The following is a 25,322-nucleotide window of genomic DNA, read 5'->3' on the forward strand; positions in this document are numbered from 1 at the left end:
GATAACGGACTAGATATGAATAAGATCATTTTAGCTGTGGCTAGTTGTGTATTGGTCGGAAGCGTTACCTATTATGGTATGTCCTTTGATAAAGATCAGAGTAGCGATATATCAAAAAATAATTCTCAACTGTCTGTTCTGCAGTATGAACAACAGAAGACTCAAGAGTTTTTAAATCACACAAACGCACTGAATCAAGCATTGAATCAATATTGCCAAGCGGATTCAGTTGAAAAGCTTGCGACGGTACAAGCGAACTGGTTGAAGACCATGCATAGCTGGATGCCATTGCAAGGGCAGGGTAAAGGGCCAAAGAAAGCGCTCGATCTCAGTTGGACGATTCAATTTTGGCCAGATAAAAAAGACATCACTGGTAGAAAAATGAATAAGATTTTACAAAACCCAGATTTATGGCGTGTCGAATCGATAGAAGAACAAAGCGTGACAGTGCAGGGCTTAGGAGCAATCGAGTGGTTATTATTTGATGAACATTCTGAGTTTTCTCGTCAAGATAAATCCTATTGCCAACTTGCCTTATCAATTAGCGATAACTTGACCAATCATGCAGAAGAAATCAATGCGGCCTGGCAAGACAATCCGTGGAAAGCTTTACCTGAGTCTCAGTGGCCAGCGGAATATCTGGGGCTGATTATGAATCAACTCGATTTCTTATTACAAAAAATACAGCGACCTTTAGCAAAAATTGGACATCCAAGAGCTTACTTTTCAGAGAGTTGGCGTTCGAAACAATCATTAGCATTAATGAAATCGAATATTGACGCTTTATATAAGCTGTATTTAGCCGAAGGCGCTGGATTTGATGGTTTATTGAGAGAAAAAGGTTTAAGCGATTTAGCCGATCGCCTCGACTCACAATTTAAGCAAACACTAGAGACCTGGCCAGCTCAAGCAAGCTTATTTGATATGTTGCAAACCAAAGATGGTTACCGAGAAGCATTAGCTCAACAAAATAAACTACAGCGACTTAAATATTTATTTCATGATGAAGCTGCCGTTGAATTAGGGATCGTGGTTGGGTTTAACTCCACAGATGGAGATTAAGTGCCAATGAATAATCGCGCTCCAATTGATCTCAAACGAAGACAGTTATTGATATTAGCGGCACTTACAGGAGTAGGTTCTGCTGCAGGTTTCAGCTTGAAAGCCTTTTTTGAAGCAAGTCATTCAGAGCGTCATTCACAACCCACACTCATTGGAAATGCACTAGGTAATAATAAACAGTACTACACGGTAGTGGCTGATTGGCAAGGTACAGCCATTTTTAAATTATCACTCCCTGACCGAGCTCATGGTGTGGCGATTAGCCAGCAAAGTACGATGGGCTTTACTGATGCCGTGGCTTTTGCTCGTCGCCCAGGACACTTTTTTCAAGTATTTGACTATTTGACGGGTGAAAAGAAAACCTTGATTCATGCGTCTCATGATCGTCATTTTTATGGTCATGGCGTGTTTAGTCAAGACGGGCGCTGGTTGCTCGCAACAGAAGGTGTACGCAATACAAGCCAAGGATTAATTGGTGTTTATGACGTGGCGGCAGGATATCAAAAAGTGGATGAATGGCATGGTATCGGCATTGGACCACATGAAATTATTCGATTAGATGATGGCAGTTATGCTGTTGGCGTTGGTGGTGTACATACCCAAGGTAGAGAACCACTCAATTTAGAGACAATGCAGCCAAGTTTGACGCGATTGAATCGCAATGGAGCCATAACCAGTCAAGTAGGACTTACCGATAAAAAGCTGAGTATTCGTCATTTGGGGTATAACCATGATGGTGTTGTTCTGTGTGGGCAGCAGTATAGAGGTGAACCTGATGATTACCCCGCACTCATCGCCATGCAGGAAGTAGGGGGAGAATTAACCAACTTGAATGCTGAACCGGAAGAATGGGCAAGGTTTAATCATTATATTGCCAGCATTGCCGTGGTTGATGATTATGTGTTAGCAACGTCTCCACCGGGCAATTGTTACGGTATATGGTCAATATCACAAAATCGATTGTTAGAGTTAAACAGCTTAACTGACGCGTCTGGTGCGATTTCACACAATGGTTATTTTTATATTAGTTCCGGTTCGGGGGAAACGATTAAACGATTACCATTAGAAAATACACTCGCTAACCAATCACATATTTTATGGGACAACCATTGGACAGCTATACCTAAATAATTAAGGAAAATATATGAACGTAAAATTTAGATGTTACTGGCTTTTATTGTCAATGTTGTTTTCTGTCAAGGCTTTAGCAGATACCAGCCAGGAGATCTATCAAGTTTTACAAGATAATCTTACCGCTGCTAAAAATGAAAAAATAACAGATTATATGAATACTGTGCATTCTCAGTCTCTGTTGTATTTACAAACTCAACAAGCGATGCCGCCGATCTTCGATAATTATGAATTAGACTATCAACTACAAGATGTGCAATTTGTAGGAGAAGATAATGAATATGCCTATGCAAAGGCATGGCTAGAAACAACCAAAGTTTCAGGGGCAGTGTTCGCGAATAACCGAATGCAAATTTTAGTCGTTTTCAAGAAAGAGAATGGTCAATGGAAGATATGGTCGCAAGCCAATATGGTGATTCAATATCTCCCTCAGTAGCAGAATAGAAAGGTTGGGGATTTGCTAAGATTGCTAATTTTACACTTAACTGGCATAGTTTCGAAAATTTGAATCGTTAGAGAAATCCCCAATGAGTCTTCAATATCAATCAGTCCCCGTCACTCCTTTTCAACAAAACTGTTCAATAGTATGGTGCGATCAAACCATGAAAGGGGTGATCGTTGATCCCGGTGGCGAAGTAAACCATCTAGTGACGATTATTAATACTCTTGGTGTGACGTTAGAAAAAATCGTACTGACACATGGGCATTTAGATCATGTCGGCGGAACGCCAGAGTTGAAAGCGGAAATGAATGTACCTGTTATCGGGCCACATATTGATGATGCATTTTGGCTACAAGGCCTTATGAATCAAAGCCAAATGTTTGGATTCCCACCTATCGACCCATTTGAGCCAACACAATGGCTACAAGAAGGCGATATAATTGAGTTTGGTGAAGAGTCATTGGACGTGATTCATACTCCGGGACATACTCCTGGACATGTTGTTTTGTTTAGCAAGTCTGCCAATATTGCCTTTGTTGGGGATGTTCTATTTAACGGCGCGATTGGACGTACTGATTTTCCAAAAGGGGATTATGCGACCTTGATTAACAGCATTAAAACCAAATTATGGCCACTAGGTAATGATGTGCGTTTTATTCCGGGTCATGGTCCTGAGTCAACATTTGGTCAAGAAAGAAAATCCAATCCATTTGTTGCGGACGAAATGCCGCTTTACTAAATTTGGAATATACTCAGTACGAAGGGTATTAAATATTTGCACCACTATGGCTCGCAGCAAGATAGCGGCGAGCCAAGCCTACAAACTCTTCTTTTGATGTAATAACATCACTTTCACTAATAAATAAATCATAACCCCACAACTGCTTTTGAATCTTCATTCTATTGGCAAGCATTGCCTTTAAGCCTTTCACGTCACTACCATCTGAATATAGAAAAGGTTTGTCATTAATGATGTGATCTTCCAGTTCATGTTGCCGTCCATGCTGTTTAAGTCCTAGGAAAAGTAGGCTACGCTGATGCAGCAATATTTGTGTGATCACTTTAGGACTAATCGTACTGATGAAAGCTTGATAATCTTTGATCTCAATACCTATCCAAGGAATCGATGTCGCCCAACCTTGAATACTATAATCTAATGTATCGATTCTTTTTATATTATGCCAACGCAATACCCAACCACCTTTATATAAGTGCTGCTGAAAATGCGTTTCGGTAAGGGTAAATCCTAATTTCTGGCCATAAACATAATGCTTAATGGCTAAGCCGATAATTAAGCAAGTAAGAAAAAATAACCCGGCAACTTTACTATTTAGTTGGCTATCAATGGCAAATGAAACCATAAGAAGACAAGCCCATAATAAATATTGGCTCCAAATAGGTAAGCGGGGTTGTGGGTAGAATAGATGTTTGGTTGGCATACCACTCCTGTCAAGGAACCGAAAAATATAAAGCACTTATTAGAGAGTATAGAGGCTTATTAGAAGCCTAAAAAAGCAAATTCAGAATAATGAATTTAAGCTGGTTCGATTGTGTTCAAAATGACAAAAATAGAAGATCTTCACTTCAATTAGACTAATTTCGATTAAATTAGGGTGTTTTTTAGGCAATAGCTGTAAATTTGATTTATATTTTGTTATAACACCGTCCAACATTTTTACCACACTAAAATTAGTGACTTGTGGAGAACTTCAATGAGACTTGCACATAAGCGCAACGTACAACTTAAACTTAAAAAGAAAATCAAAGCAACAAAAGCGGCTGCTGAAAAAACAGTAAAAGCAGTTAAGCCAAAAGCAGAGAAAGCCGTTGCTAAAACTAAATCAGCAGCAGCGAAAGTTGAAAAAGTTGCCAGTGCTGCGGTTGAAGCAGCAGTAGAAGCATCTCAAGATGTAAAACTGACTCCTAAACAGCAACAAGTATTAGACATCGTAGCAGCTAATGCTGACGGTATCAGCCCTAAAGCCATCGGTCTAGAAGCTGGCCAAGAAGATGCAAAAGCAGCGGCTTGGGCAACGGGCGGTTTGAAAAAGCTAGTTGAAGAAAACCTAGTAGTGAAAGAGCAAGCTGCTGGTAATAAGGTTATTTACAAACTAGCTTAATACTACTCACACTTTCTAATATTAATAGCCTTTCTACTTTCTGAGTGGGAAGGCTTTTTTATGCGCGCTATATAACTTCAAGTACAAACCGATAAACCCTGCGTTTGTTCTCAATTTTAGCGTTTAATGTTAAATAGATATTTAAATACTACTTAGTTGAAACTACGTAGTGTTGGTGAGCTGTATTTTACTATTTATGCCTTGTAGATTAAGGCTTAGATATTTCCCACTCAGTATTTCTACGTAGATAGATCGCTAAGTTTGGCTCTTGCCTGCGTTTTTCTCTGATCATTTTCCGTAAATCTTCGCATTGGCATATCCAGTCATTCTCCTAATCTGATTGTGAATAATAACAAAAGGATGAGATATGAATATCATGACAAGGATGGCACAAAATGCCGTTAAAAAGACGCTGGTTGCCGTGGTTGCTACCACTGCTTTACTTGCCTCTAGTGCTTTTGCTGCAGACAAAGTCTATCGATTAAAGCTGGCTGAAACATGGGGGCCGAATTTTCCTGTGTTTGGCGATGCGACGAAAAATATGGCGAAAATGGCCGAAGAAATGTCTAACGGCCGTTTGCAAATCCGCATTGATTCAGCCAATAAACATAAAGCGCCACTTGGTGTATTCGATATGGTGAAATCAGGCCAATACGATATGGGCCATTCAGGTTCGTACTACTGGAAAGGTAAAGTGCCGAATACGCTGTACTTCACTTCAATGCCATTTGGCATGCTGCCTGCCGAGCAATACGCATGGTTTTATTATGGCGGTGGTATGGAGTTAATGGAGAAAGTATATAGCCCGCATAATCTATTATCGTTTCCAGGTGGTAATACTGAATTTCAAATGGGTGGATGGTTCCAAAAAGAAATTAATTCGGTTGATGACCTAAAAGGCTTAAAAATGCGTATTCCTGGTTTTGCTGGGGAGATCATGGCTGAATTGGGTGCGAAACCAACCAACATTGCCCCTGGTGAACTATATACCGCATTAGAGCGTCGTACCATTGATGCCTTGGAGTGGGTTGGTCCGTCATTAGACCTACGCATGGGGTTCCATAAAATTGCCCCTTATTACTACACAGGTTGGCATGAGCCGGGCTCAGAGCTTCAGTTTTTAGTGAATAAGCAAGTATGGGAAAAACTACCTGCTGATTTACAAGAGATTCTAAGAATTTCAATGAAAACCGCGGCATACGACATGTATATCCAAGCGGTACATGAAAGTGGTCAGAACTGGGCTTCGATTAAAACAGAGTACCCTAATGTTAAAGTGAAAAACTTCCCGCCAGAAGTGATGGACGCATTACGCTCAGCAAATGACAAGTTATTAGCTGAACATGCCTCTCAAGATCCATTAGCAAAAGAAATCCAACAATCTCAAGCTGATTATAAGAAAAAAGTTCGAGCTTGGACGGATATTTCTACCAAAGCTTACTTAGATAACGAAGCGGAGTAACCCGATAGCGTTCGGCTTATCATCGAGATGATGATAAGCCGAATGATTTTCTGACAAGGATAAGTCGTAATGAAATTATTAATTTCTGCAGAAAAGGGCATCAACCGAATAGGGGACGCTTTAGGCTGGTTTACTAGCATATTGTTTATATTACTGATGTTGAATGTAGTGTATGACGTTGCCATGCGTTATGCGTTTAATGATGTTTCTATCGGTATGCAGGAAATGGAATGGCACCTATTCTCGGTGGTGTTTTTACTGGGCGTACCTTATGCGATTCGAACGAATGGTCATGTTCGAGTCGATATTATTTATGAAAGACTAACGGTTAGAGCACAAGCTGTTATTGATGTTCTAGGTGGTGTGTTTTTTTTATTACCGTTCTGTTTATTAGTGGCATGGTTTGGTATTGATTATGCTAAAGAATCTTATGCGTTAGGGGAAACTTCTGGTGATCCGGGAGGCCTGCCTTATCGCTGGATCATTAAATCCGTTATTTCCCTTTCATTCTTCTTCATGGCAATTACCGGTCTCGGTATGATTTTAAATGCCATCAACCGAATGATGAATCCGATGCATCCCCAGTTAGGCAAGGATACTGAAAGCTTGGATGCACAAGGAGGTTTATCATGATCGGTATTGTGATGTTTATTGTGGCGCTCTTCGCGCTATTGATTGGTTTTCCAGTTGCTTTCACCTTTGGTGGCATTGCGCTTATCTTTGGCTTATGGGCTGAAGGGCCAGAAATGTTTGCCTTCATGCCTTACCGAATCCAGTCAATTATGCAAAACACGGTTTTAATGGCCGTCCCTTTGTTTGTTTTTATGGGGTTAGTGCTGCAGAAAACCAAATTAGCAGAGCAGCTTTTAGAGTCGATGGCCAAACTGTTCGGTGGTGTCCGAGGTGGTATCGCAATTTCAACCGTGTTAGTTGGGGTTTTATTGGCGGCATCAACAGGCGTAGTCGGGGCTTCTGTAGTGGCGATGGGCTTGATTTCATTACCTGTAATGATGAAGTACAACTATAACAAAGGACTCGCTTGCGGCACCATTTGTGCTTCAGGAACGCTTGGCCAAATTATTCCACCGTCGATTGTTTTAATTCTGTTAGGTGATGTACTGGGTGTACCGGTAGGCGATCTTTTCCATGCCGCAATTTGGCCGGGGCTAGTTTTAGTGGCAGCGTATGTTATTTATATTCTGATCTACGCCAAGCTTAATCCTGAACAAGCTCAATGTATGGTGCGCGAAGATGATGTGTCGCGTAAGCAAGAAATTAAAAAAGCCTTGATTGCGGTCATTCCTCCATTGGCGTTGATTATCGTGGTGTTAGGTTCTATTTTCGCCGGTATTGCCACACCAACGGAATCGGCTGCTTTAGGGGGCGCAGGTTCACTAGTCTTAGCTTTGTTATATCGCCAGTTTAGTTGGAAAATGGTGTATGAAAGCGCGAAAGAGACCGTCAAAGTCACCGCAATGGTGTTTGCTATTTTATTGGGTGCGACAGCATTCTCTATGGCATTTGTTTACACCGGCGGCGATTACTTAGTCGAAGAGTGGATGACGTCTTTACCGGGCGAGAAATGGGGCTTTTTAATCGTCACTATGTTAGTGATATTAATCTTAGGTTTCTTTATCGACTTTATTGAAATCTGCTTCATTATCGTGCCAATTCTTGCTCCCGTCGCTGAATTGATGGGTATAAATATGATGTGGTTTGGTATTTTGATCGCAATGAATTTGCAAACCTCGTTTTTAACGCCGCCATTTGGTTTTAGCTTATTTTATCTTAAAGGGGTTGCGCCTAACGGCATTACTACCGGAGATATATACCGAGGTGTGATGCCATTTATTTTAATCCAAATAGCGGTGCTGGTTTCATTGTTATTAGTACCTGAGTTATATGGCATGAGTGCTTTTTATGAGTACTAACAATCTCAGTTGACCTTAAAGATATTGCGAAAGTTAATTACTTTAGCGCTTAATATTGAGGCTAAATAGCACCATTAAAAATTAACCCCGTGTATTGTTTTGTGAGCAATCGCGGGGTTTCTTTTTATCAAAATTTTAGTTGCTGATTTTCTTGCTAGTATCAAGATAGTTTGAATTATTTTGAATAGGCAAAGGAATGCCGTTAAAAGCCAAGCTATTTCTACTTACCTTAATCCCTCTACTATGTGTCACGGCCAGTGTTAGCTGGATTTTTGTGCATCAAACGAAAGCGCTAGGGCAGAAGGAAATCGATACCTTTCGTGCAGAGTTATTAGAGTCACGTGAAAATGCTTTAGAGGATAATTTACAGCTTGCGATGGCGGCGATTAGTCATGTGTATAACAAAGCTGATGCAGAAGATCAGCAAGCTAAGCAACAAGTCAAAAAGATATTAACTAACTTACGCTATGGCGATGATGGTTACTTCTTTGTTTACGATAAAGATGGCGTCAATCTCGTTCATCCGACTCAACCTGAGTTAATTGGGAAGAACTTAATTAACTTGCAGGATAATAATGGTAATTACCTGATCCAAGCTTTGATATTTGAAGCCAAAACCGGTGGTGGTTTTCATCAGTATTTATGGCAGCAGCCTAGTTCTGGCAAAATGGAAGAGAAGTTGAGTTATGCCGCTTGGTTGGATAAGTGGCAATGGATGGTCGGTACGGGGTTGTATATCGATGACATTGAAAAGCAAATGGCGCAAATCACGGAAAGCATTAATCAAAATATTGAAACAACCTTTTTCTCGGTTGTGGCGCTACTGTCTGTCACCATTCTAGTGATTATCGTTTTAACCCTCGCCATCAATTTCCATGAGCATAAGTTAGCCGATAAAAGCTTGCGTGAATTGGTCAATAAAACGGTGCTATTTCAAGAGGATGAAAAAAAGCATCTTGCTCGAGAATTACATGATGGCATCAATCAGTTATTGGTTTCGAGCAAATGTCACTTGGAAGTGTTGTCGCACAAGGTGTTGCAAAGTTCAGGCGTAAGTAGCGATGTATTAACGCTTATTTCCAAATCTGATGTTTCCTTACAAACCGCAATTCTAGAAGTTCGCAGGATTTCTCATAACTTGCGGCCTAGTGCGCTAGATGATCTTGGCTTAGAAGCGGCATTAAATACTCTGCTAGATGATTTTTCTGATCACTCCCAATTATCCGTGCGCCGTGATATTCAATTAAATGATGCTCAGATCAATAGTGAAATTAGTACGACGATTTATCGTATTGTCCAAGAATCCCTCACCAATATTGAGAAGCACGCTTTTGCCAGTCATGTAGAGATTCGGATACAGCAATTTAAAAACTTGATTCAATGTATTGTTCGAGATGATGGCGTGGGATTCCAATTAACTGAAGTGAGCAAGAAAAAAGGAATAGGGCTCAGAAATATGCGTGAGAGAGTTGAGTTTTTAGGTGGGGAATTTGAGCTGAGTAGTGAAAGAGGTGCTGGCACAGAAATAACGGCATTAATTGAAATAAAGAAATAAAAATTATTCTACTGGGATGGAGAGATAAATATGGGCAGCATTAAAGTCATGATTGTCGATGATCACCAAGTCGTATTGGATGGTTTCGTTGCTCGGCTAGAGCTTGAGCATGATATTGATGTTGTTGCGACTGCAAGTAATGGAATTGAAGCGATACAAAACGTGAAGCAACATCATCCCGAAGTTGTACTTTTGGATGTCAGTATGCCGATTATGAATGGGCTAGAAGCGGCAGAACAAATTAATCAGCTCTTTCCTAATGTGAAAGTTTTAATGCTGACAATGCACGATAATCGAGAATACATTATGAAAGTGATGCAATCGGGAGCGATGGGGTACGTATTAAAAGATATTTCTTCCGATAAACTCATTCAAGCCATTAAAACGGTTCACCAAGGTTCGACCTATTTTTGTGAATCGGTCACGCATACTTTATTTACGCCAAAGCCATCAATGACAGAAGGTCAGGTGAATCCATTAAGTCGACGAGAAGAAACTATCTTAGCACTGGTTGCTCAAGGAGAAAGTAGTAAGAAAATAGCCAAGGCCTTGAATATTAGTGATAGAACCGTTGAAACACATAGACAAAACATCAAGCACAAACTAGATTTAAATTCGATAGCAGAACTGACTAAATACGCTGTTGAGCATGGTTTGTTATAAGCTCGTTAGTGTCATTGTTTAGTGGGCGAAACAAAAAACAGTTGTCACTGTGATGTTGATATATGTAGTAAAACTGTTATCAAACCACCTTTCAAGTACAATAACTAACCAGTTAAGTTAGGTTTTATCGGGTTTTAGTGGATATTTTTTCGATCAAGGTTAGGATCTAGCCTTATCAATTTTGTGTGCTTAGTGTTTTATTGTTTAGTGAGCAAACTATTTAATGCGTTACTAAGCACAATATTGTCACAGATGGACGAGGTTTTATGACTAAGGGTATAGATAAATACAGTATAGACAGCACCGACTATACGATTGGACAAGATAATGTTCAAAAGTGGGGGTTTGATGTCCATAACGCCGTATTTACCACCAGCGCTGGGCTGACCATTCTTTTTATTATTGCTGTGTTAGTGACCGATCCAGTAACGGCTAAATCGGCATTGGATGGTGTTAAGAACTCAATTATTAATAATTTTGATTCGTTATTTATTCTAGCGGGTAACTTTTTTGTACTGTTCTGCTTAGGCATGATCGTCTCACCATACGGTAAAATTCGTTTAGGTGGCGATGATGCAAAAGCAGAGCACTCATACTTATCGTGGTTAGCAATGCTATTTGCTGCGGGTATGGGTATCGGCTTGATGTTCTGGAGTGTTGCGGAACCTGCCGCTTACTTTACCGATTGGTACGGTACTCCATTAAATGTTGCAGCGAATACGCCTGAAGCACAACGTTTAGCGTTAGGTGCAACAATGTATCACTGGGGCTTACACCCTTGGGCGATTTATGCAGTAGTGGCATTGTCACTAGCATTCTTTACTTATAACAAAGGATTACCACTTTCTATTCGTTCGGTTTTTTATCCTATTTTAGGTGACCGAGCTTGGGGGTGGGCTGGTCATATCATCGATATTATCGCGGTATTGGCGACTTTGTTTGGCCTCGCAACCTCATTAGGGTTTGGTGCTCAACAAGCAGCCAGTGGTATCGGGCACATTTTTGGTATTGACTCCGGTGTCGGGTTACAGCTTATCGTGATCGCAGTGGTAACTGTACTTGCGGGTATTTCGGTATATCGTGGTATCGATGGTGGTGTAAAGCTAGTTAGTAACATCAACATGGTTGCTGCCTTTATTCTACTTGTGTTTGTTGGTGGTGTGAGCTTCTCAATTGTTTCTCATACTATTCCAGAAACCTTCATGAGCTACGTAGAAAACATCATTCCACTATCAAACCCATTCAATCGTCCTGATGAAGATTGGATGCACGGTTGGACTGTATTCTACTGGGCGTGGTGGATGTCATGGTCACCATTCGTAGGTATGTTTATTGCACGTGTTTCTCGTGGTCGTACCGTTCGTGAGTTCTTAACCGCGGTTCTACTGATCCCAACAATTATTACGGTTGTTTGGATGGGTACTTTCGGTGGTATTGGTATTGATCAACTGATTAATAAAGTCGGTATGCTAGGTGAGCAAGGCTTCAACGACGCCACAATGGCAATGTTTGAAATGTTTGATGCACTGCCATTTAGCCAAATTATCTCAATGCTTGCAGTTTGTTTAGTACTGGTATTCTTTATCAGTTCTTCAGATTCAGGTTCTTTGGTTATCGACAGTATTACCGCTGGTGGTAAAGTTGATGCGCCTGTTCCTCAGCGTATGTTCTGGGCTTTCATTGAAGGTGCGGTTGCGATGGCGCTATTGTGGGTTGGTGGCTCAAATGCCATTGGTGCACTGCAAGCGGCAGCAATCTCGACAGCATTACCATTTGTATTCGTGCTAATCATTATGTGTATTAGCCTAGTACTAGGTATGCGAACTGAACCGAAACCGGTAAAGGCAGTTAAGAAATAGCATCTAACTAAATATTAGATATTAAAAAGGTTGGCATCGCGCCAACCTTTTTTGTATGTGCCACTTTTTGCTATGCAGACAATACGTTGAGGTAGAGGTGTATTACACCCACAAGGCCTTAATTGGAGTCTCAGGGCTGTAATGGTGATAAATCTGCGCCTGTAGTAGTTCAGCAGTTGCAATAGCGTCAACGAGCGCATGGTGAGGCTGATAGGCTGGTAGGTTATAACGACTACGACTGGTACCTAAACGTACTGACGCAGGCTTCTTGCCACGCAGTTTATCCCACCAACCACTGACTGCTTGCTTCTGCACTTCAGATTCAATGGCTAAAGTATCCACCATAGGAAACAGAATACCTTCGTTGATCCGCTCCATTAATGCCCGGTGAAAGAATTGGCGCTCAATGTATTGATAATGAACGACTACGACCTTTCCAGCCAGCGAATCCAAAACCTCATCCAAGATACGTCTTAGATCCGGTGCATCAGATAAATCACTATGAGTAATACCATGGATAACCACAGAATCTTCATTAAGTGGTTTACGCGGTTTTACGAGCCAGTGTTTACTTTGTTTACAGTAGATCCTTTGCAGGGTAAACGGAATTAACCCTATGCTAATAATACCGTCTTTATCGATATCTAAACCGGTTGTTTCAAAATCTAATGCGACGAATTCTACTTCTGATAGTGGCGTTTCAGGATCGATGACGCCGCTTTGATAAAAGTGTTTTAAGCGTGAATCTTTTACAGAGTTAACTTGCTGCTCAAAGTGCTGCTGCCAGGTTAACTTAGGCTCCAAATAGGCCAGCTTGTTGTCAGTCTTCTTTTTCATATCCACTCCAAATTAGCGCTTACGACGAATTGGTTCCGTCTTTTTCGCTGGTGGTGGGGCATTCTTAAAGGAATTACCGTGATAGCGATATTTTAAGAAGTTCTGAGCATTACTTAATATTTGGAAAGCATCTTTCAGGTTACGTCTTTCAAAATCAGACATATTGTCCGGCTCAATGTTGTTGTCCGGCTCGATTTCATTTTCAACATCTAATGCTTGGTGACGTATGCGCACCATCGAGATGTACTCCATCGCATCTTGAATATCTTCAGCACGACCTTTAGGTAAAATACCGGCTTCAATGATGTCATCTAAACGTTCAAATGAATTTTGCGCACGAGAACCTACGGCCAGCGCATGAACACGAATAAGATCCGCAAGCGGAGCAGTACCACGGCGTTTCAGGTTGATCGAGTTGTTATGACGGCCATCTTTTTCCATTACAAAGCCTTTGAAAAAGCCTAGTGGTGGCGTTCGATTAATCGCATTACGTGCAAGACACGCTAAGAATTTATTATTTCTGCGTGCTCGACGAACAATAAAGCCATTTAAGCTTTCTGCCCATTTTACTCGGCCATAAACGCCATCTAAATCAAAGAAGATAGAGCTGTTTAGTAAGGCTTTAGGATTCGGGTTATCAATCCAGTCGGCAAAACATTCTTCCCATTCAGTACGTGTCATGCGCCACATTGGGTTAGTTGCCATGATGTCACCAGTACATAGGTGATAACCACAGCGAGCCAGAGCTTGGCAGACGAACTCAGACAACTTGGCAAAGTATTCACCGTGTAGCGCTTCATCATAGCTATTGTCTAAAATGATCGCGTTGTCTTGGTCAGTCACAATCAACTGCTCATCTCTAGCCATCGAGCCTAATGCAAGGAAGCAGTAGGGAATCGGTGGCTCGCCATATTCTTCTTCGGCTAATTCCAAAATACGCTGTTTAAAGCTGCGGCCAATTACCGCCATCGCACTACCTACCATGTGTGAGTTAGCATCTTCATGTACCAAGCGAACAAAGCAATCTTTCACTTGCTCAGAAATGGAAACTAAATCATCAATGTTTTGCTGCTGATATATTTGATTAACCAGTAGTAGGCTGTTTTGTGATTCGTAACGAATGATATCCGCCACTTCAACAATACCAATTGGCTGTTTATTTTTAAGAATAGGTAGGTGATGTACGTTACAGCGTAACATTAATAGCATGGCTTCATAAATGTAGGCGTTGTGATCAAGAGAAATCAGTTCATGCGACATCACTTCACTGACTTCTGTACTTGGGTCTAATCCTTCAGCCAGTACGCGTGTACATAAATCGCGGTCAGTAATAATACCAATCACTTGGTTATCATTTTCTTCGTCAATATTAATGGAGTCATCCGTGATTAATAGCGCTGAAATATTTTCATCAGCCATTAGTTTTGCTGCCGCCTGAATCGTCTGATGTCTATCTAAACTAAAGGCTTCACGGGTTAATAAGGTTTTCACTTTAGATGTAGTTAAGTCGTTGGCATTCTTATTATCTGAAAGTGCCTGACGTAATCGTGCATGGTTTTCAATTTCAACGAAGTCAGCGAACGTATCTTCGGTTTCATATAGCTCATTGAAAACTTCAACCGGAATGCAATAGATCAGAGAATCAGCGGTGGCGGTAGCAGGCAGACGAACTTTACCGTTCATCAATAATCCCATTTGCCCGAAGATGTCACCTTCGTCTAAACGGTTATAAAGCTCACCCTTACGGCGATAAATTTCAACTACGCCAGAGCGAACCATATATAAATCTTTAATATGGTCGCCAAATTTGATGATAGGGGTATTTTCTCGGTAATAAGCAATTTCGGTATTGTTTGCTACGTAAGCGAGCTTTTCTTCCGGTAGGGAATCAAAAGGGGGAAATTGAGCGAGAAAGTTTTGAATTTCTTGTAATTCGGCTTCCATAAGAACCACTACTACATTATGAATTTGTAGTAACTATAGGCAATTACGCTTATGAACTAAAGCATTAATCATATTATCTTTTTTAGTTGGTCTAAATTGATAAAAATAGTCAAGGATGATGAAAGAGGCTAACGTATGGCAGCCTCTTTATTGATAGTTTGGAGGTGTATTTCTAAACGAGTTTTGTTTGAATATCGATCTCGTTGTGTAGGGTGCGGTGAACCGGGCAGCGATCAGCTATTTCAAGCATTCTTTGCCTTTGCTGTTCGGTCAAATCACCTTCAATCGTAAGCTCGCGGTAAATAACATCCTGAACAAACTTACCATCTATACAATTTTGGCAATCTTCGTTATGAATTCGGTCATGGCGAAGCTGGATGTCTATTTTGGTGACATTCAATTTCTTTTGGTTGGCGTACATACGCAATGTCATTGAAGTACAAGAGCCTAATGACGCTAGTAATAGGTCATATGGGGTTGGGCCTAAATTACTGCCACCGACACGAACTGGCTCATCTGATGGGAATTGATGAGATTCGGTAATGATATTACGTAAAAAGGCATGATTCTTTTCTTCGACAACTACCTGACCTGACGGAACGGGTTTTTCTGATGAATTAATTTTGTTATTGATGCTGAGATAGCGCTGTACCCACGCTTGAATGGTTGTTGCTACATATTCTGCATCGTGCTTACTTGTGAGTAAGTGGTCGGCTTTATCTAAACTGATAAAACTTTTAGGATGCTTTGCGGCATTGTAAATGATCTTAGCTTGATTAATAGATACGGTTGTATCGAGTGGTGAGTGAAAGATTAGTAATGGTTTTTTCAAGTTATTAATACGTTCAGCTAAGGTATATGACTGTAGATCATCAATAAATTGTTTTTTGATGGTAAAAGGGCGTCCCGCCAGATCAACTTGCTTACTACCTTTAGCAACAATCTCGTCAATGTTATCGGTAAATTGCTTTAATACATGACTTGGTTCAGCCGGTGCACCGATAGTGACAATCGCTTTTGTTTCTGGGATGTTTTCAGCCGCCGCTAAAACGGCTGTTCCTCCTAAGCTGTGACCAATGAGAAAGTCTGGCGCTTGATAATGTTCCCGAAGGTAGTTAGCGGCGGAGTGCAAATCGTCAAGATTGGCGGAAAAATTCGAGTTCGAAAAGTCACCATCACTATTACCTAATCCAGTAAAGTCAAAGCGTAGTACTGCTATCCCCTTATCAGCTAACCCTTTGGCGATTCTAGACGCAGACACAATATCTTTGGTGCAAGTAAAGCAATGAGCAAATAATGCAAAAGCAATGGGTTGTTCCGGTAATTCTAATAGTCCAGCAAGCTCAATGCCGTCGTGATTGGTAAAGGTAAGTTTTTTCTTTTGTACTGACATAATCCTTCCTTTCAAATACTTCTGTTGAAATTACAGTTTCTTTTAAACGTCAACCGCGATGCTAGCCTCTGCGCCACGTGTGATATTTTTCTAACCAATTCAAAATAGTTCGTGGAGCATGCGCTTTTTTCCATTCGCCTGCTGCGTATTTATTACCTTCAGCCCAAGTAGGATAGGCATGAATAGTGCCGAGTATTTTATTCAGCCCAAGTCCGTGTTTCATTGCTAACACAAATTCAGCAATTAAGTCGCCCGCTTGTTGAGCAACGATAGTAACGCCTAAAATAGTGTCTTTGCCTTTAGGGGTGATGACTTTGATAAAACCTTTGGTGTTGCTTTCTGCGATGGCTCGGTCTAATTCTTCAAATTCAAAGCGAGTGACTTCGTAATCAATGCCTTGTTGTTGAGCTTCGGTTTCATTAAGGCCAACACGAGCAATTTCGGGATCAATAAATGTTGTCCAAGGGATCACACGGTAGTCAACTTTGAATTTTTTGAGATTACCAAATAGGGCGTTAACCGCGGCATACCATGCTTGGTGTGCTGCAACATGGGTAAATTGGTAAGGGCCGACAATATCACCAGCAGCAAAAATATTAGGGTACAAGGTCTCTAAATAATCATTGGTTTGCACGGTACGATTCGTTTCTATCCCTAGATCTTCCAAACCATATCCTTCAAGGCGAGCAGAGCGTCCGACCGCGCAAAGTAGTTGATCAAATTCGATTTCAATTTCAGAGCCTTGATGCTCGACTACGATGATTTTTTGATTATCGTGTTTTTCACATCTTAAAGCCTTGTGACCGGTAAGAATTTGTACGTCACTTTGGGTTAGCTCTTGATGTGCCAGTTCGGAGACCTCTAAATCTTCGCGCAGCATAATTCTATCGGCCATTTCAATTTGAATAACCTTAGAGCCTAGACGTGCAAAGCTTTGTGATAGTTCACAACCAATAGGCCCGCCACCTAATACGACCAGTCGCTTTGGCGGAGCATCGAGTTCGACAAAGGTTTCCCATAAGGTATCGCTAGTGACATACCCAACTTCTTCTAAGCCTGGTAATGGCGGTACAAATGGTCTAGCACCAGTGGCAATCACAATATTTCGAGTAGTCAGCTTTTCTATTGAACCATCTTGCAGAGTAATTTCTACCGTCCATGGGTCGATGATTTTGGCGTAACCTTGTTTAACTTCAACGCCCAAGCCGGTATAGCGTTCAATGCTGTCATGTGGCTCAACTTGGGCGATAACGTCATGGACACGTTGCATCACCTTTTTAAATGAAAAAGTGGGAGCGTGATTATCTAAACCGTAATTTTCCGCGTGCCTGAATTGCTCGGCAACTTTTGCACTTTTGATGAGCGCTTTGCTGGGTACACAACCGTAATTTAAGCAATCACCGCCCATTTTGTGGGTTTCTATCAAAGTGACTTTCGCTCGTACTGTCGCGGCGATATAACTACTAACCAGTCCTGCTGCGCCGCCACCAATGACAACCATGTTGCGATCAAACTTGTTGGGCTTATTCCATTTCGCATAAACACGTCTTTTCTGAATGGCGGCAATAATCGATTTCGCAATGAATGGAAAGATCCCGAGTAGGGCAAATGAAACAATAAGATCAAAGGACAGAATGCCTTTTAAACTGTCTATTTGAGCTAATTGAGTACCCGCATTCACATACACTACTGTACCCGCAAGCATGCCTATTTGGCTGACGAGATAAAAAGTCAGGGTTTTGATTTTGGTTAGACCCATCAATAAATTGATTAAGAAAAATGGGAAAATAGGCACAAGGCGCAGGGTGAAAAGATAAAAAGCACCGTCACGCTCAATGCCTTGATTAATTGGTTTTAAGCGAGCTGAAAATTTCTTTTCAATGGTGTCGCGTAGTAAATAGCGGGACACCAGAAATGCCAGTGTTGCGCCAATCGTTGAAGCAAATGAGACAATAAATAATCCAGTGGTTAAGCCAAACAAGCCACCTGCGGCGAGAGTCAGAATAGCAGCTCCAGGAAGTGATAATGCGGTAATCAGGATATAAATGACAAAAAAGCTCGCAGCAACCAAAACAGGGGAACGCTGTTGCCAGTTGCTAAAATCATCCATGCGAGCTTTTAACCCATCTAAGGTCAAAATATGCTGTAAATCGAAAGTGAAAAACAAGCCAATAAGAATGATTGCACTCGCGAGTAGTAATAGTTTTTTTAGCATATTTATATCCATATGGTGCTGATGTGGTTCGATGGTAGTACATCGATAGGAATAAACTAAGAGACAGGCTAAAGATTTAAAATATTTCACATTTAATAATTCTATTAATGTGGATTTGTGTTTAAAAGTGATAGATAGGTTCTTGTTTAATCTTTAATTATAGGCGCAAAAAAGGCCAGCAGAAGACGCTGACCTTTGAAAATGAGCATTAAAGAGAGGCTTATAAAACCGCCGCAATACCTTTACATAGTGGGCCCATGTTTGATTTTGTCATGCCCGCTACGCTGATACGGCCAGAGCCGACAATGTAAATCGCAAATTCGTCTTTCAGGCGAGCAACTTGTTCTTTGCTTAAACCAGAGAAAGAGAACATGCCATTTTGAGCTTCGATAAAGCTGAAGTCTTGTGTTACGCCTTCATCTTTTAACGTTTGAACAAAAAGGGTACGCATTTCTTGAATACGGTCACGCATTTCTGCGACTTCTTTTTCCCATTCAGTACGTAACGCTTCATCATTTAAGATGTGCGTAACAACTGCTGCGCCGTGAGCGGGTGGGTTTGAGTAGATTGAACGAATGATCTTCTTCACTTGTGAAAATGCAGTGGTTGCAGTTTCAGTGGTTGCCGCTACAAGTGTGAAAGCACCAACACGTTCATTGTATAAACCGAAGTTTTTAGAGAATGAACTTGCCACTAAAATTTCATCACAGTATTGCGCGAAAGTACGTAAACCGGCAGCATCGTCTTCAACACCTTTGGCAAAACCTTGGTAGGCAAAGTCAAATAGTGGAAGTAGACCTTTGTCGGCACACAGTTTCGCTAATTGTTCCCACTCAGCAGCAGTAGGATCAATACCTGTTGGGTTATGACAGCAACCGTGTAGCAATACAACATCACCAGCTTGAGCATCGGCTAGGCTAGCAAGCATTGCATCAAAATCTTTATCGTGAGTTTCGGCGTTGTAGTAGTTGTATTGCGCGGTTTCTACACCAGCAGCAGTAAATACGCCGACGTGGTTAGCCCAAGTTGGGTTACTGATCCAAATTTTGCCTGCATCTAATTCACGTTTGATAAATTCGCCCGCTACACGAAGTGCACCTGTACCACCTGGGGCTTGAGCTGTTTTTGCTAGCTTATCAGTTACAATTTTTGAATCAGCACCAAAAAGAAGTTTTTGTACTGCAACGCCATATTCGGCAGTCCCTTCAATGGTTAGGTAAGACTTAGTCTTCTCTGATTCAAGTAATGCAGCTTCCGCTTTTTTAACCGTGGCTAATACTGGCGTTTGACCTTCTTCATTCTTGTAGATACCTACACCTAAGTTGATTTTGGTTGCGCGAGAATCATTCTTAAATTCTTCAGTTAAACCAAGAATCGGGTCGGCAGGTGCAGCAGGTACTTTTTCAAACATAATTCCGTCCATGTAAATGAGTAAATAATTCGATTATTTATACCGTTATACGCTATAGGTTACAACCGTAAATCATACTTGGTGACATGTTTGATTCATATCATTTAATCAAGTATAAACAGGCGTACACTTGTCAGTCATTTATTGAGGGGATGATTATGTTTACCAAATTACCGAAGTGGGTCGAATATGGTGCGTTTACCTTAGCCTTAATCGCGGGTTTTGTGAACGCCATCGGCTTGCTTGGTTTTGAACATCAAGCCATTTCTCATCTTTCAGGAAGTGTCACACAAATTGGTGTGAGCGCGCTGGAACGCCCGATAGTCTCAGTGTTTTTAATCGTTTTAGTGGGTAGCTTTATTATTGGCTCAACCATCTCGGGAGTGTTAATTTCTGGAGAGTCTTTAAAGCTAGGGCGGCATTATGATCTAGTTCTACTGTTGGAAGGAATACTACTACTTATGTCAGCTAGCTTACTCCACGAACATATCAGTTGGGGTTTATGCTTAGCCTCTATGGCTTGTGGCTTACAAAATGCACTTGTAACCACTTACAGCGGCGCGGTCATTCGTACTACACATTTAACCGGTATTTTTACTGACCTCGGATTGATGTTGGGCAGCAAAATAAAGGGTCAGGAAGTTAATAAACGAAAATTCGTTATGTTTAGTGTGATTATCTGTGGGTTCTTAAGTGGTGGCTTTCTCGGTTATTTGGCATTCCAGCGCATTAATGTATCAGCATTAGCCATTCCCGCTGTTGGTTGTTTACTACTCTCTTTTATCTATAGAATTTATCGCCAAAAGAATAAAAATGAACAGTTTTTCAGTGGTCGGTAACACTTTTCAACCTCATTCATCATAACGTCATGACAGCTAGAGTGGTTCTAGTTTAAGCTTCCAATATTCAAGGATGAATATGGAACAATGGAAAATGACACCACGCGCAAAATCTTATCTTAATCACTACCTTTTCTCATTAAACGAGAATTTACGTCGACGCTACACCTCATTTAGTGCCGATTTCTTTTGTGCCACAGAGCAAGATGCCAATACTTGTGCCGACCTCGTTGTGCAAGGTGAAAAAACGGCAACCTGTAGCTTGAAATATTGGTATGAAAAAGCCAATGAACCGATGCCGGAAGTCGGGCACTTGCAAGTGGTTTTGAATTGGGATGGCGAGCCACAATGCATTATCGAAACATTAGAAGTGTTTGAAATTCCGTTTAATCAAATGACTGAACAATTCGCTTTTGATGAAGGTGAGGGCGATAAATCACTTGCGCATTGGCGTAAAGCTCATCAAGCGTTTTTTGAACAAGAGTGTCAGCAAGAAGGCATCACATTTGATGAAAATATGATGCTGGTATGTGAGCGCTTTAAGAAGGTTTATCCGTAATTCTGGAGTATTAAATGCCCAAAGTTGTTTTACAGGGATACATTATTGTTCCAGAGAAAGAGCTTGAACTTATAATCAATGAACTTGAGAACCATCGTCTGTTAACTTGGCAAGAAGAGGGTTGTTTGGCTTTTAGTGTGGAGCAATGCTCTAATAACCCATGCCGGTTTAATGTCTATGAAGAATTTACCGATCAAGCTGCTTTTGACATTCATCAACAAAGGGTAAAAGCATCACTCTGGGGAAGAGTGAGTCAAAACGCAAAACGACATTATCAAATTACTAATGAAAATAATTAACGAATGAATTTTAAAATGTGTCCTTTAAATTCACCGTCAATATAATCAGTATGAGCGGGTTTTTCATTTGTATAAGTGAAGCCGAACTCGATCATTTTGGTGCTGAGTTTGTTTTTTCTGCCACGGCCCGGATCAACTAAAATGACCTCACACTGCGGGTTGGCATGAGCATTGATAAAGCTTGCCAGTAGATTGATATGATTATCTTCATAAAGTAGGTCACTGCCAATGATCATATCGAATAAGCCTAGATTATCACTGAGATCGGCCCAATCGGTACGTTCAAAATCAATCAAACGATCGCCATTTAATTCAGTATTACGATCAAGGAAAGTTTGCACTTCAGGGTGGTAGTCGGTGGCAGTAATATCAGCCGATTGCGCATTCAATACAAGACTTGATAAACCAATGCCGCAACCAATTTCTAGAATACGTTTTTTACCCGTTTCACAATCAAACATATAGTGCGCAAGAACGAGGCTCGAAGGCCACAACACACCAAATATTGGCCAAGAAGCCGATGAAATCCCGAGTTTCTCCGCCACACCATCAGGGTCGTGAAATTCTTGATTACTGCGCAGGGTACACAAGTGAATATCAGTTTTACCAAATTCTATGGTCTGATAACTTAAACGTAATTTTGTCATGGTTAGCCTAAATAATTGGCGCTGAGCCAGCTAACTAGGCATGCTAGATGAAATGACAAAACGGGAAAGAAGTTTTAAGAGTATAGAATAAAAGCAAAAAGGCAATTTATATATACCTTGGCCACATGGTTATTACGCTTAAAGAGGGTTAAATGACGACATCATCAATAGAGACGAAAAGAATAATGACAACGAAAAATCGAATGATGTTGCTAGTGGTAGGAGTGCTGTTAATTGCGGCAAATTTACGTGCTCCAGTCACCGGAATTGCCCCAATGATTGAACTAGTATCTGGGTCTTTTCAATTATCGGCCACTCAAGCAGGGTTACTGACAACATTACCTCTTATCGCATTTGCATTATTTGCACCGCCTTCTGCCTATTTAGCAAAACGTTTTGGTGTTGAATATACGATCTTTTTCGCGCTGGTTTTTATTGCCATCGGTTTGATTTTACGCTCACTTGGTAGTGTCAGTAGTTTGTTTATCGGAACTGGGTTAATTGGTGTCGGAGTGAGTATTGGTAATGTCTTGCTCCCTATAGTAGTGAAACGAGATTTCCCAATGAAAGTTGCATTGATGACCTCTAGTTATGTTTTAGCGATGGGGATTGCCTCCGCATTGGCATCGGCATTTTCAATACCATTGGCTAATTTCCATCAACTAGGATGGCAATGGTCACTGGCGGCGTTGAGTCTACTTACCTTTATTGCAATGGTTGTTTGGTTACCGCAATTAGCCAATAACCAAAAGCCTAATGCGGTGAATGATGGTGCTTCTACATCGGTCAACTTATGGTCTAAATCTTTGGCGTGGCAAGTTTCTTTCTACTTGGGATGTGGTTCATATTTTACTTATACCATGGTGGCTTGGTTGCCGAGCTTATTAGTTCAAGCAGGATATAGTTCAGCAGAAGCCGGGGTGATTTATGGAGTATTTCAAATAGGAACAGCGCTTCCGGGTATTTTCGTTATTCCACTTGTAGCAAAGCTTGCAGATCAGCGTATTCCAGCCTTTGGAATTTGTTTTATTGCTGGCGCCGCGTCAGTGGGGCTATTGATACTGCCGCAGTTTGCTTATATGTGGTCATTTTTACTTGGACTAGCGTCTGGAGCTTGGTTCATCTTGGGTTTGTCTTTTATCAGTTTCAGAACGAGCAATCCGTTACAAGCAACCTCGCTATCGGGAATGGCTCAATTCTTAGGTTATTCATTAGCGGCGATTGGACCAATGTTGGCTGGCTATCTATATGGATTAAATAATGGTTGGAACGAAGTGATTTGGATGATCGTAATCCTATGTACTATCGCCGGCACAATAGGGCTGTTCGCAGGTCGAAACCGAGTTATTTAAATCTAAATAATTGAAAGATAAAGAAATAAAAAAGCCTGCTCATTTTTAAGTGAGCAGGCTTTCATTTAATAAGCAAAAATTCTAATGATTAGAAGTTTGCGCTACGTGGTGTACGTGGGAATGGGATCACGTCACGAACGTTGCCCATACCGGTTACGTAAGAAACAAGGCGCTCAAAACCAAGACCGAAACCAGCGTGTGGCACAGTACCGTAACGACGTAGGTCACGATACCAAGACATGTGCTCAGGATCGATGTTCATTGCAATCATACGTTGATCAAGTACATCTAAACGCTCTTCACGCTGTGCACCACCAATGATTTCACCAATACCCGGTGCAAGTACGTCCATTGCCGCAACCGTTTTACCGTCATCGTTTAAACGCATGTAGAAAGCTTTAATGTCTTTCGGGTAGTTCTTAACGATTACTGGTGCGTTGAAGTGTTCTTCTGCAAGGAAACGCTCATGCTCAGAAGACATATCGATACCCCATTCAACAGGGAATTCAAACTCACGACCAGAGTCTAGTAAGATTTGAATAGCATCGGTGTAGTCTACTTGTGCAAAGTCAGATTCAACAAACTTTTCAAGGCGAGTGATGGCTTCTTTATCGATACGTGACGCAAAGAATTCAAGATCATCGCGACGCTCAGCAAGTACTGCTTTGAATACGTATTTCAGCATGTCTTCAGCCAGTTTTGCGACATCATCTAAATCTGCAAAAGCGACTTCAGGCTCAACCATCCAAAATTCCGCTAAGTGGCGACTGGTGTTTGAGTTTTCAGCACGGAAAGTCGGGCCGAATGTGTAAACCTTGCTTAAAGCACACGCGTATGCTTCAGCATTTAATTGGCCAGAAACCGTTAGAAATGTTTCTTTACCGAAGAAATCTTCGTTGTAATCAACATTGCCTTTATCAGTACGAGGTAGGTTTTCCATATCCAGCGTAGAGACGCGGAACATTTCACCTGCGCCTTCTGCATCAGAAGCCGTGATAAGTGGCGCTGAAGTCCAGAAGAAACCTTGCTCATGGTAAAAACGGTGAATAGCTTGAGATAAGCAGTTACGTACACGAGCCACAGCGCCAATGACGTTAGTGCGCGGACGAAGGTGGGCCACTTCACGTAAGTACTCAATAGAGTGACGAGTTTTCGCCATTGGGTAAGTGTCAGCGTCTTCAACCCAACCAACCACTTTTACTGCCGTTGCGGCTAGTTCAAAATCTTGACCTTTCGCTGGAGATTCAACGATTTTACCCGTTACTTCAACAGAACAACCTGTTGTTAGTTTTAGGACTTCATCATTGTAATTATTTAACTCATTTGGGACCACGGCCTGAATCGGGTCGAAACAAGAGCCGTCATAAATGGCAAGGAAAGAGATTCCGGCTTTGGAATCACGACGTGTACGGATCCAACCACGAACAGTGATTTCACTGTCTACGGCTAATTTACCGCTTAGTACGTCTGTTACAGGCGCGTAAGTCATTTTTTTCTCCATTAAAACACTGCAAAAAAAGGGCAGTGCAAACTAATCATTTAGGTGTAATAGACTATCAATTAAGCGCGATAGAAAATTATTACAAGTACTCGACATATTA

At 41.2% G+C, this 25,322-nt stretch carries 23 protein-coding genes; 15 read left to right on the plus strand and 8 right to left on the minus strand.

Annotated elements, in window-relative coordinates:
• The first annotated feature begins 15 nt into the window (after nt 1-15).
• From L3V25_RS12205 to L3V25_RS12220, 4 genes are all read left to right on the plus strand, one after another.
• On the plus strand, nt 16-1,062 hold the full coding sequence (locus L3V25_RS12205) for an imelysin family protein (RefSeq protein WP_237295666.1): 1,047 nt from the start codon (nt 16-18) through the stop codon (nt 1,060-1,062).
• 6 nt (nt 1,063-1,068) lie between these two features.
• A complete protein-coding gene (locus tag L3V25_RS12210) occupies nt 1,069-2,193 on the plus strand; it encodes a DUF1513 domain-containing protein (RefSeq protein ID WP_237295668.1) in 1,125 nt (374 codons plus the stop codon).
• A 13-nt stretch (nt 2,194-2,206) separates the two neighbouring features.
• Nucleotides 2,207-2,629: a hypothetical protein gene (locus L3V25_RS12215; RefSeq protein WP_237295669.1), complete on the plus strand. Its 423-nt coding sequence runs from the start codon at nt 2,207-2,209 to the stop codon at nt 2,627-2,629.
• A gap of 91 nt (nt 2,630-2,720) precedes the next feature.
• Entirely contained in the window at nt 2,721-3,374 is a 654-nt protein-coding gene (locus L3V25_RS12220) for an MBL fold metallo-hydrolase (RefSeq protein ID WP_237295671.1), read from the plus strand.
• 28 nt (nt 3,375-3,402) lie between these two features.
• On the opposite strand, the gene L3V25_RS12225 is transcribed toward L3V25_RS12220, so the two are convergent.
• Nucleotides 3,403-4,074, minus strand: coding sequence for a DUF2982 domain-containing protein (locus tag L3V25_RS12225; protein ID WP_237295673.1), 672 nt, complete (start codon nt 4,072-4,074; stop codon nt 3,403-3,405).
• 273 nt (nt 4,075-4,347) lie between these two features.
• Between L3V25_RS12225 and L3V25_RS12230 the strand changes: the two genes are divergently transcribed.
• From L3V25_RS12230 to L3V25_RS12260, 7 genes are all read left to right on the plus strand, one after another.
• Complete coding sequence (locus L3V25_RS12230; RefSeq protein WP_089122850.1) at nt 4,348-4,755, plus strand: MarR family transcriptional regulator; 408 nt, start codon at nt 4,348-4,350, stop codon at nt 4,753-4,755.
• 376 nt (nt 4,756-5,131) lie between these two features.
• Nucleotides 5,132-6,217 carry a TRAP transporter substrate-binding protein gene (locus tag L3V25_RS12235; protein WP_237295973.1) on the plus strand — a complete coding sequence of 362 codons (1,086 nt, stop codon included), beginning with the start codon at nt 5,132-5,134 and terminating at the stop codon, nt 6,215-6,217.
• A gap of 69 nt (nt 6,218-6,286) precedes the next feature.
• A complete protein-coding gene (locus L3V25_RS12240) occupies nt 6,287-6,850 on the plus strand; it encodes a TRAP transporter small permease subunit (RefSeq protein WP_237295675.1) in 564 nt (187 codons plus the stop codon).
• On the plus strand, nt 6,847-8,148 hold the full coding sequence (locus tag L3V25_RS12245; protein ID WP_237295677.1) for a TRAP transporter large permease subunit: 1,302 nt from the start codon (nt 6,847-6,849) through the stop codon (nt 8,146-8,148). Before L3V25_RS12240 ends, L3V25_RS12245 begins: the two co-directional genes overlap by 4 nt.
• 196 nt (nt 8,149-8,344) lie before the next feature.
• Nucleotides 8,345-9,703 (plus strand): cache domain-containing protein, encoded by a 1,359-nt coding sequence (locus tag L3V25_RS12250; protein WP_237295679.1) that lies wholly within the window; start codon nt 8,345-8,347, stop codon nt 9,701-9,703.
• A gap of 30 nt (nt 9,704-9,733) precedes the next feature.
• On the plus strand, nt 9,734-10,366 hold the full coding sequence (locus L3V25_RS12255) for a response regulator transcription factor (RefSeq protein ID WP_237295680.1): 633 nt from the start codon (nt 9,734-9,736) through the stop codon (nt 10,364-10,366).
• A gap of 266 nt (nt 10,367-10,632) precedes the next feature.
• Nucleotides 10,633-12,225 carry a BCCT family transporter gene (locus L3V25_RS12260; protein WP_237295682.1) on the plus strand — a complete coding sequence of 531 codons (1,593 nt, stop codon included), beginning with the start codon at nt 10,633-10,635 and terminating at the stop codon, nt 12,223-12,225.
• A gap of 102 nt (nt 12,226-12,327) precedes the next feature.
• Here the strand turns inward: L3V25_RS12260 and L3V25_RS12265 are convergent, their stop codons facing one another.
• The 5 genes from L3V25_RS12265 to L3V25_RS12285 form a co-directional block, all read right to left on the minus strand.
• Nucleotides 12,328-13,062, minus strand: coding sequence for a 3'-5' exonuclease (locus L3V25_RS12265; protein WP_237295684.1), 735 nt, complete (start codon nt 13,060-13,062; stop codon nt 12,328-12,330).
• A gap of 12 nt (nt 13,063-13,074) precedes the next feature.
• Nucleotides 13,075-15,006: a DUF294 nucleotidyltransferase-like domain-containing protein gene (locus tag L3V25_RS12270; protein WP_237295685.1), complete on the minus strand. Its 1,932-nt coding sequence runs from the start codon at nt 15,004-15,006 to the stop codon at nt 13,075-13,077.
• A 172-nt stretch (nt 15,007-15,178) separates the two neighbouring features.
• The gene (locus tag L3V25_RS12275) at nt 15,179-16,399 is read right to left on the minus strand and encodes a bifunctional alpha/beta hydrolase/OsmC family protein (protein WP_237295686.1); all 1,221 of its coding nucleotides are present in this window, start codon (nt 16,397-16,399) and stop codon (nt 15,179-15,181) included.
• A 61-nt stretch (nt 16,400-16,460) separates the two neighbouring features.
• A complete protein-coding gene (locus L3V25_RS12280; RefSeq protein ID WP_237295688.1) occupies nt 16,461-18,614 on the minus strand; it encodes a bifunctional TVP38/TMEM64 family protein/FAD-dependent oxidoreductase in 2,154 nt (717 codons plus the stop codon).
• A 220-nt stretch (nt 18,615-18,834) separates the two neighbouring features.
• Nucleotides 18,835-20,025, minus strand: a complete 1,191-nt coding sequence (locus L3V25_RS12285; RefSeq protein ID WP_237295691.1) for an amino acid aminotransferase — start codon at nt 20,023-20,025, stop codon at nt 18,835-18,837.
• A gap of 158 nt (nt 20,026-20,183) precedes the next feature.
• Between L3V25_RS12285 and L3V25_RS12290 the strand changes: the two genes are divergently transcribed.
• From L3V25_RS12290 to L3V25_RS12300, 3 genes are all read left to right on the plus strand, one after another.
• Nucleotides 20,184-20,864, plus strand: coding sequence for a YoaK family protein (locus L3V25_RS12290; protein WP_237295692.1), 681 nt, complete (start codon nt 20,184-20,186; stop codon nt 20,862-20,864).
• A 94-nt stretch (nt 20,865-20,958) separates the two neighbouring features.
• Complete coding sequence (locus tag L3V25_RS12295) at nt 20,959-21,423, plus strand: ASCH domain-containing protein (protein ID WP_237295974.1); 465 nt, start codon at nt 20,959-20,961, stop codon at nt 21,421-21,423.
• A 14-nt stretch (nt 21,424-21,437) separates the two neighbouring features.
• Nucleotides 21,438-21,722, plus strand: a complete 285-nt coding sequence (locus tag L3V25_RS12300) for an antibiotic biosynthesis monooxygenase (protein ID WP_237295694.1) — start codon at nt 21,438-21,440, stop codon at nt 21,720-21,722.
• Here the strand turns inward: L3V25_RS12300 and L3V25_RS12305 are convergent.
• Nucleotides 21,719-22,369: a protein N-lysine methyltransferase family protein gene (locus tag L3V25_RS12305; RefSeq protein WP_237295695.1), complete on the minus strand. Its 651-nt coding sequence runs from the start codon at nt 22,367-22,369 to the stop codon at nt 21,719-21,721. The two genes, L3V25_RS12300 and L3V25_RS12305, sit on opposite strands and share 4 nt — an antisense overlap.
• 185 nt (nt 22,370-22,554) lie before the next feature.
• Here L3V25_RS12305 and L3V25_RS12310 point away from each other — a divergent pair, with 185 nt between their 5' ends.
• The gene (locus L3V25_RS12310) at nt 22,555-23,721 is read left to right on the plus strand and encodes an MFS transporter (RefSeq protein ID WP_237295697.1); all 1,167 of its coding nucleotides are present in this window, start codon (nt 22,555-22,557) and stop codon (nt 23,719-23,721) included.
• Between the two features lie 88 nt (nt 23,722-23,809).
• Here L3V25_RS12310 and asnS read toward each other — a convergent pair whose 3' ends face one another.
• Nucleotides 23,810-25,210 (minus strand): asparagine--tRNA ligase, encoded by a 1,401-nt coding sequence (gene asnS, locus L3V25_RS12315; RefSeq protein ID WP_237295699.1) that lies wholly within the window; start codon nt 25,208-25,210, stop codon nt 23,810-23,812.
• Between the last annotated feature and the right edge of the window lie 112 nt (nt 25,211-25,322).

This window comes from Vibrio sp. CK2-1, from assembly GCF_021726515.1.
Classification (GTDB): Bacteria; Pseudomonadota; Gammaproteobacteria; order Enterobacterales; family Vibrionaceae; genus Vibrio.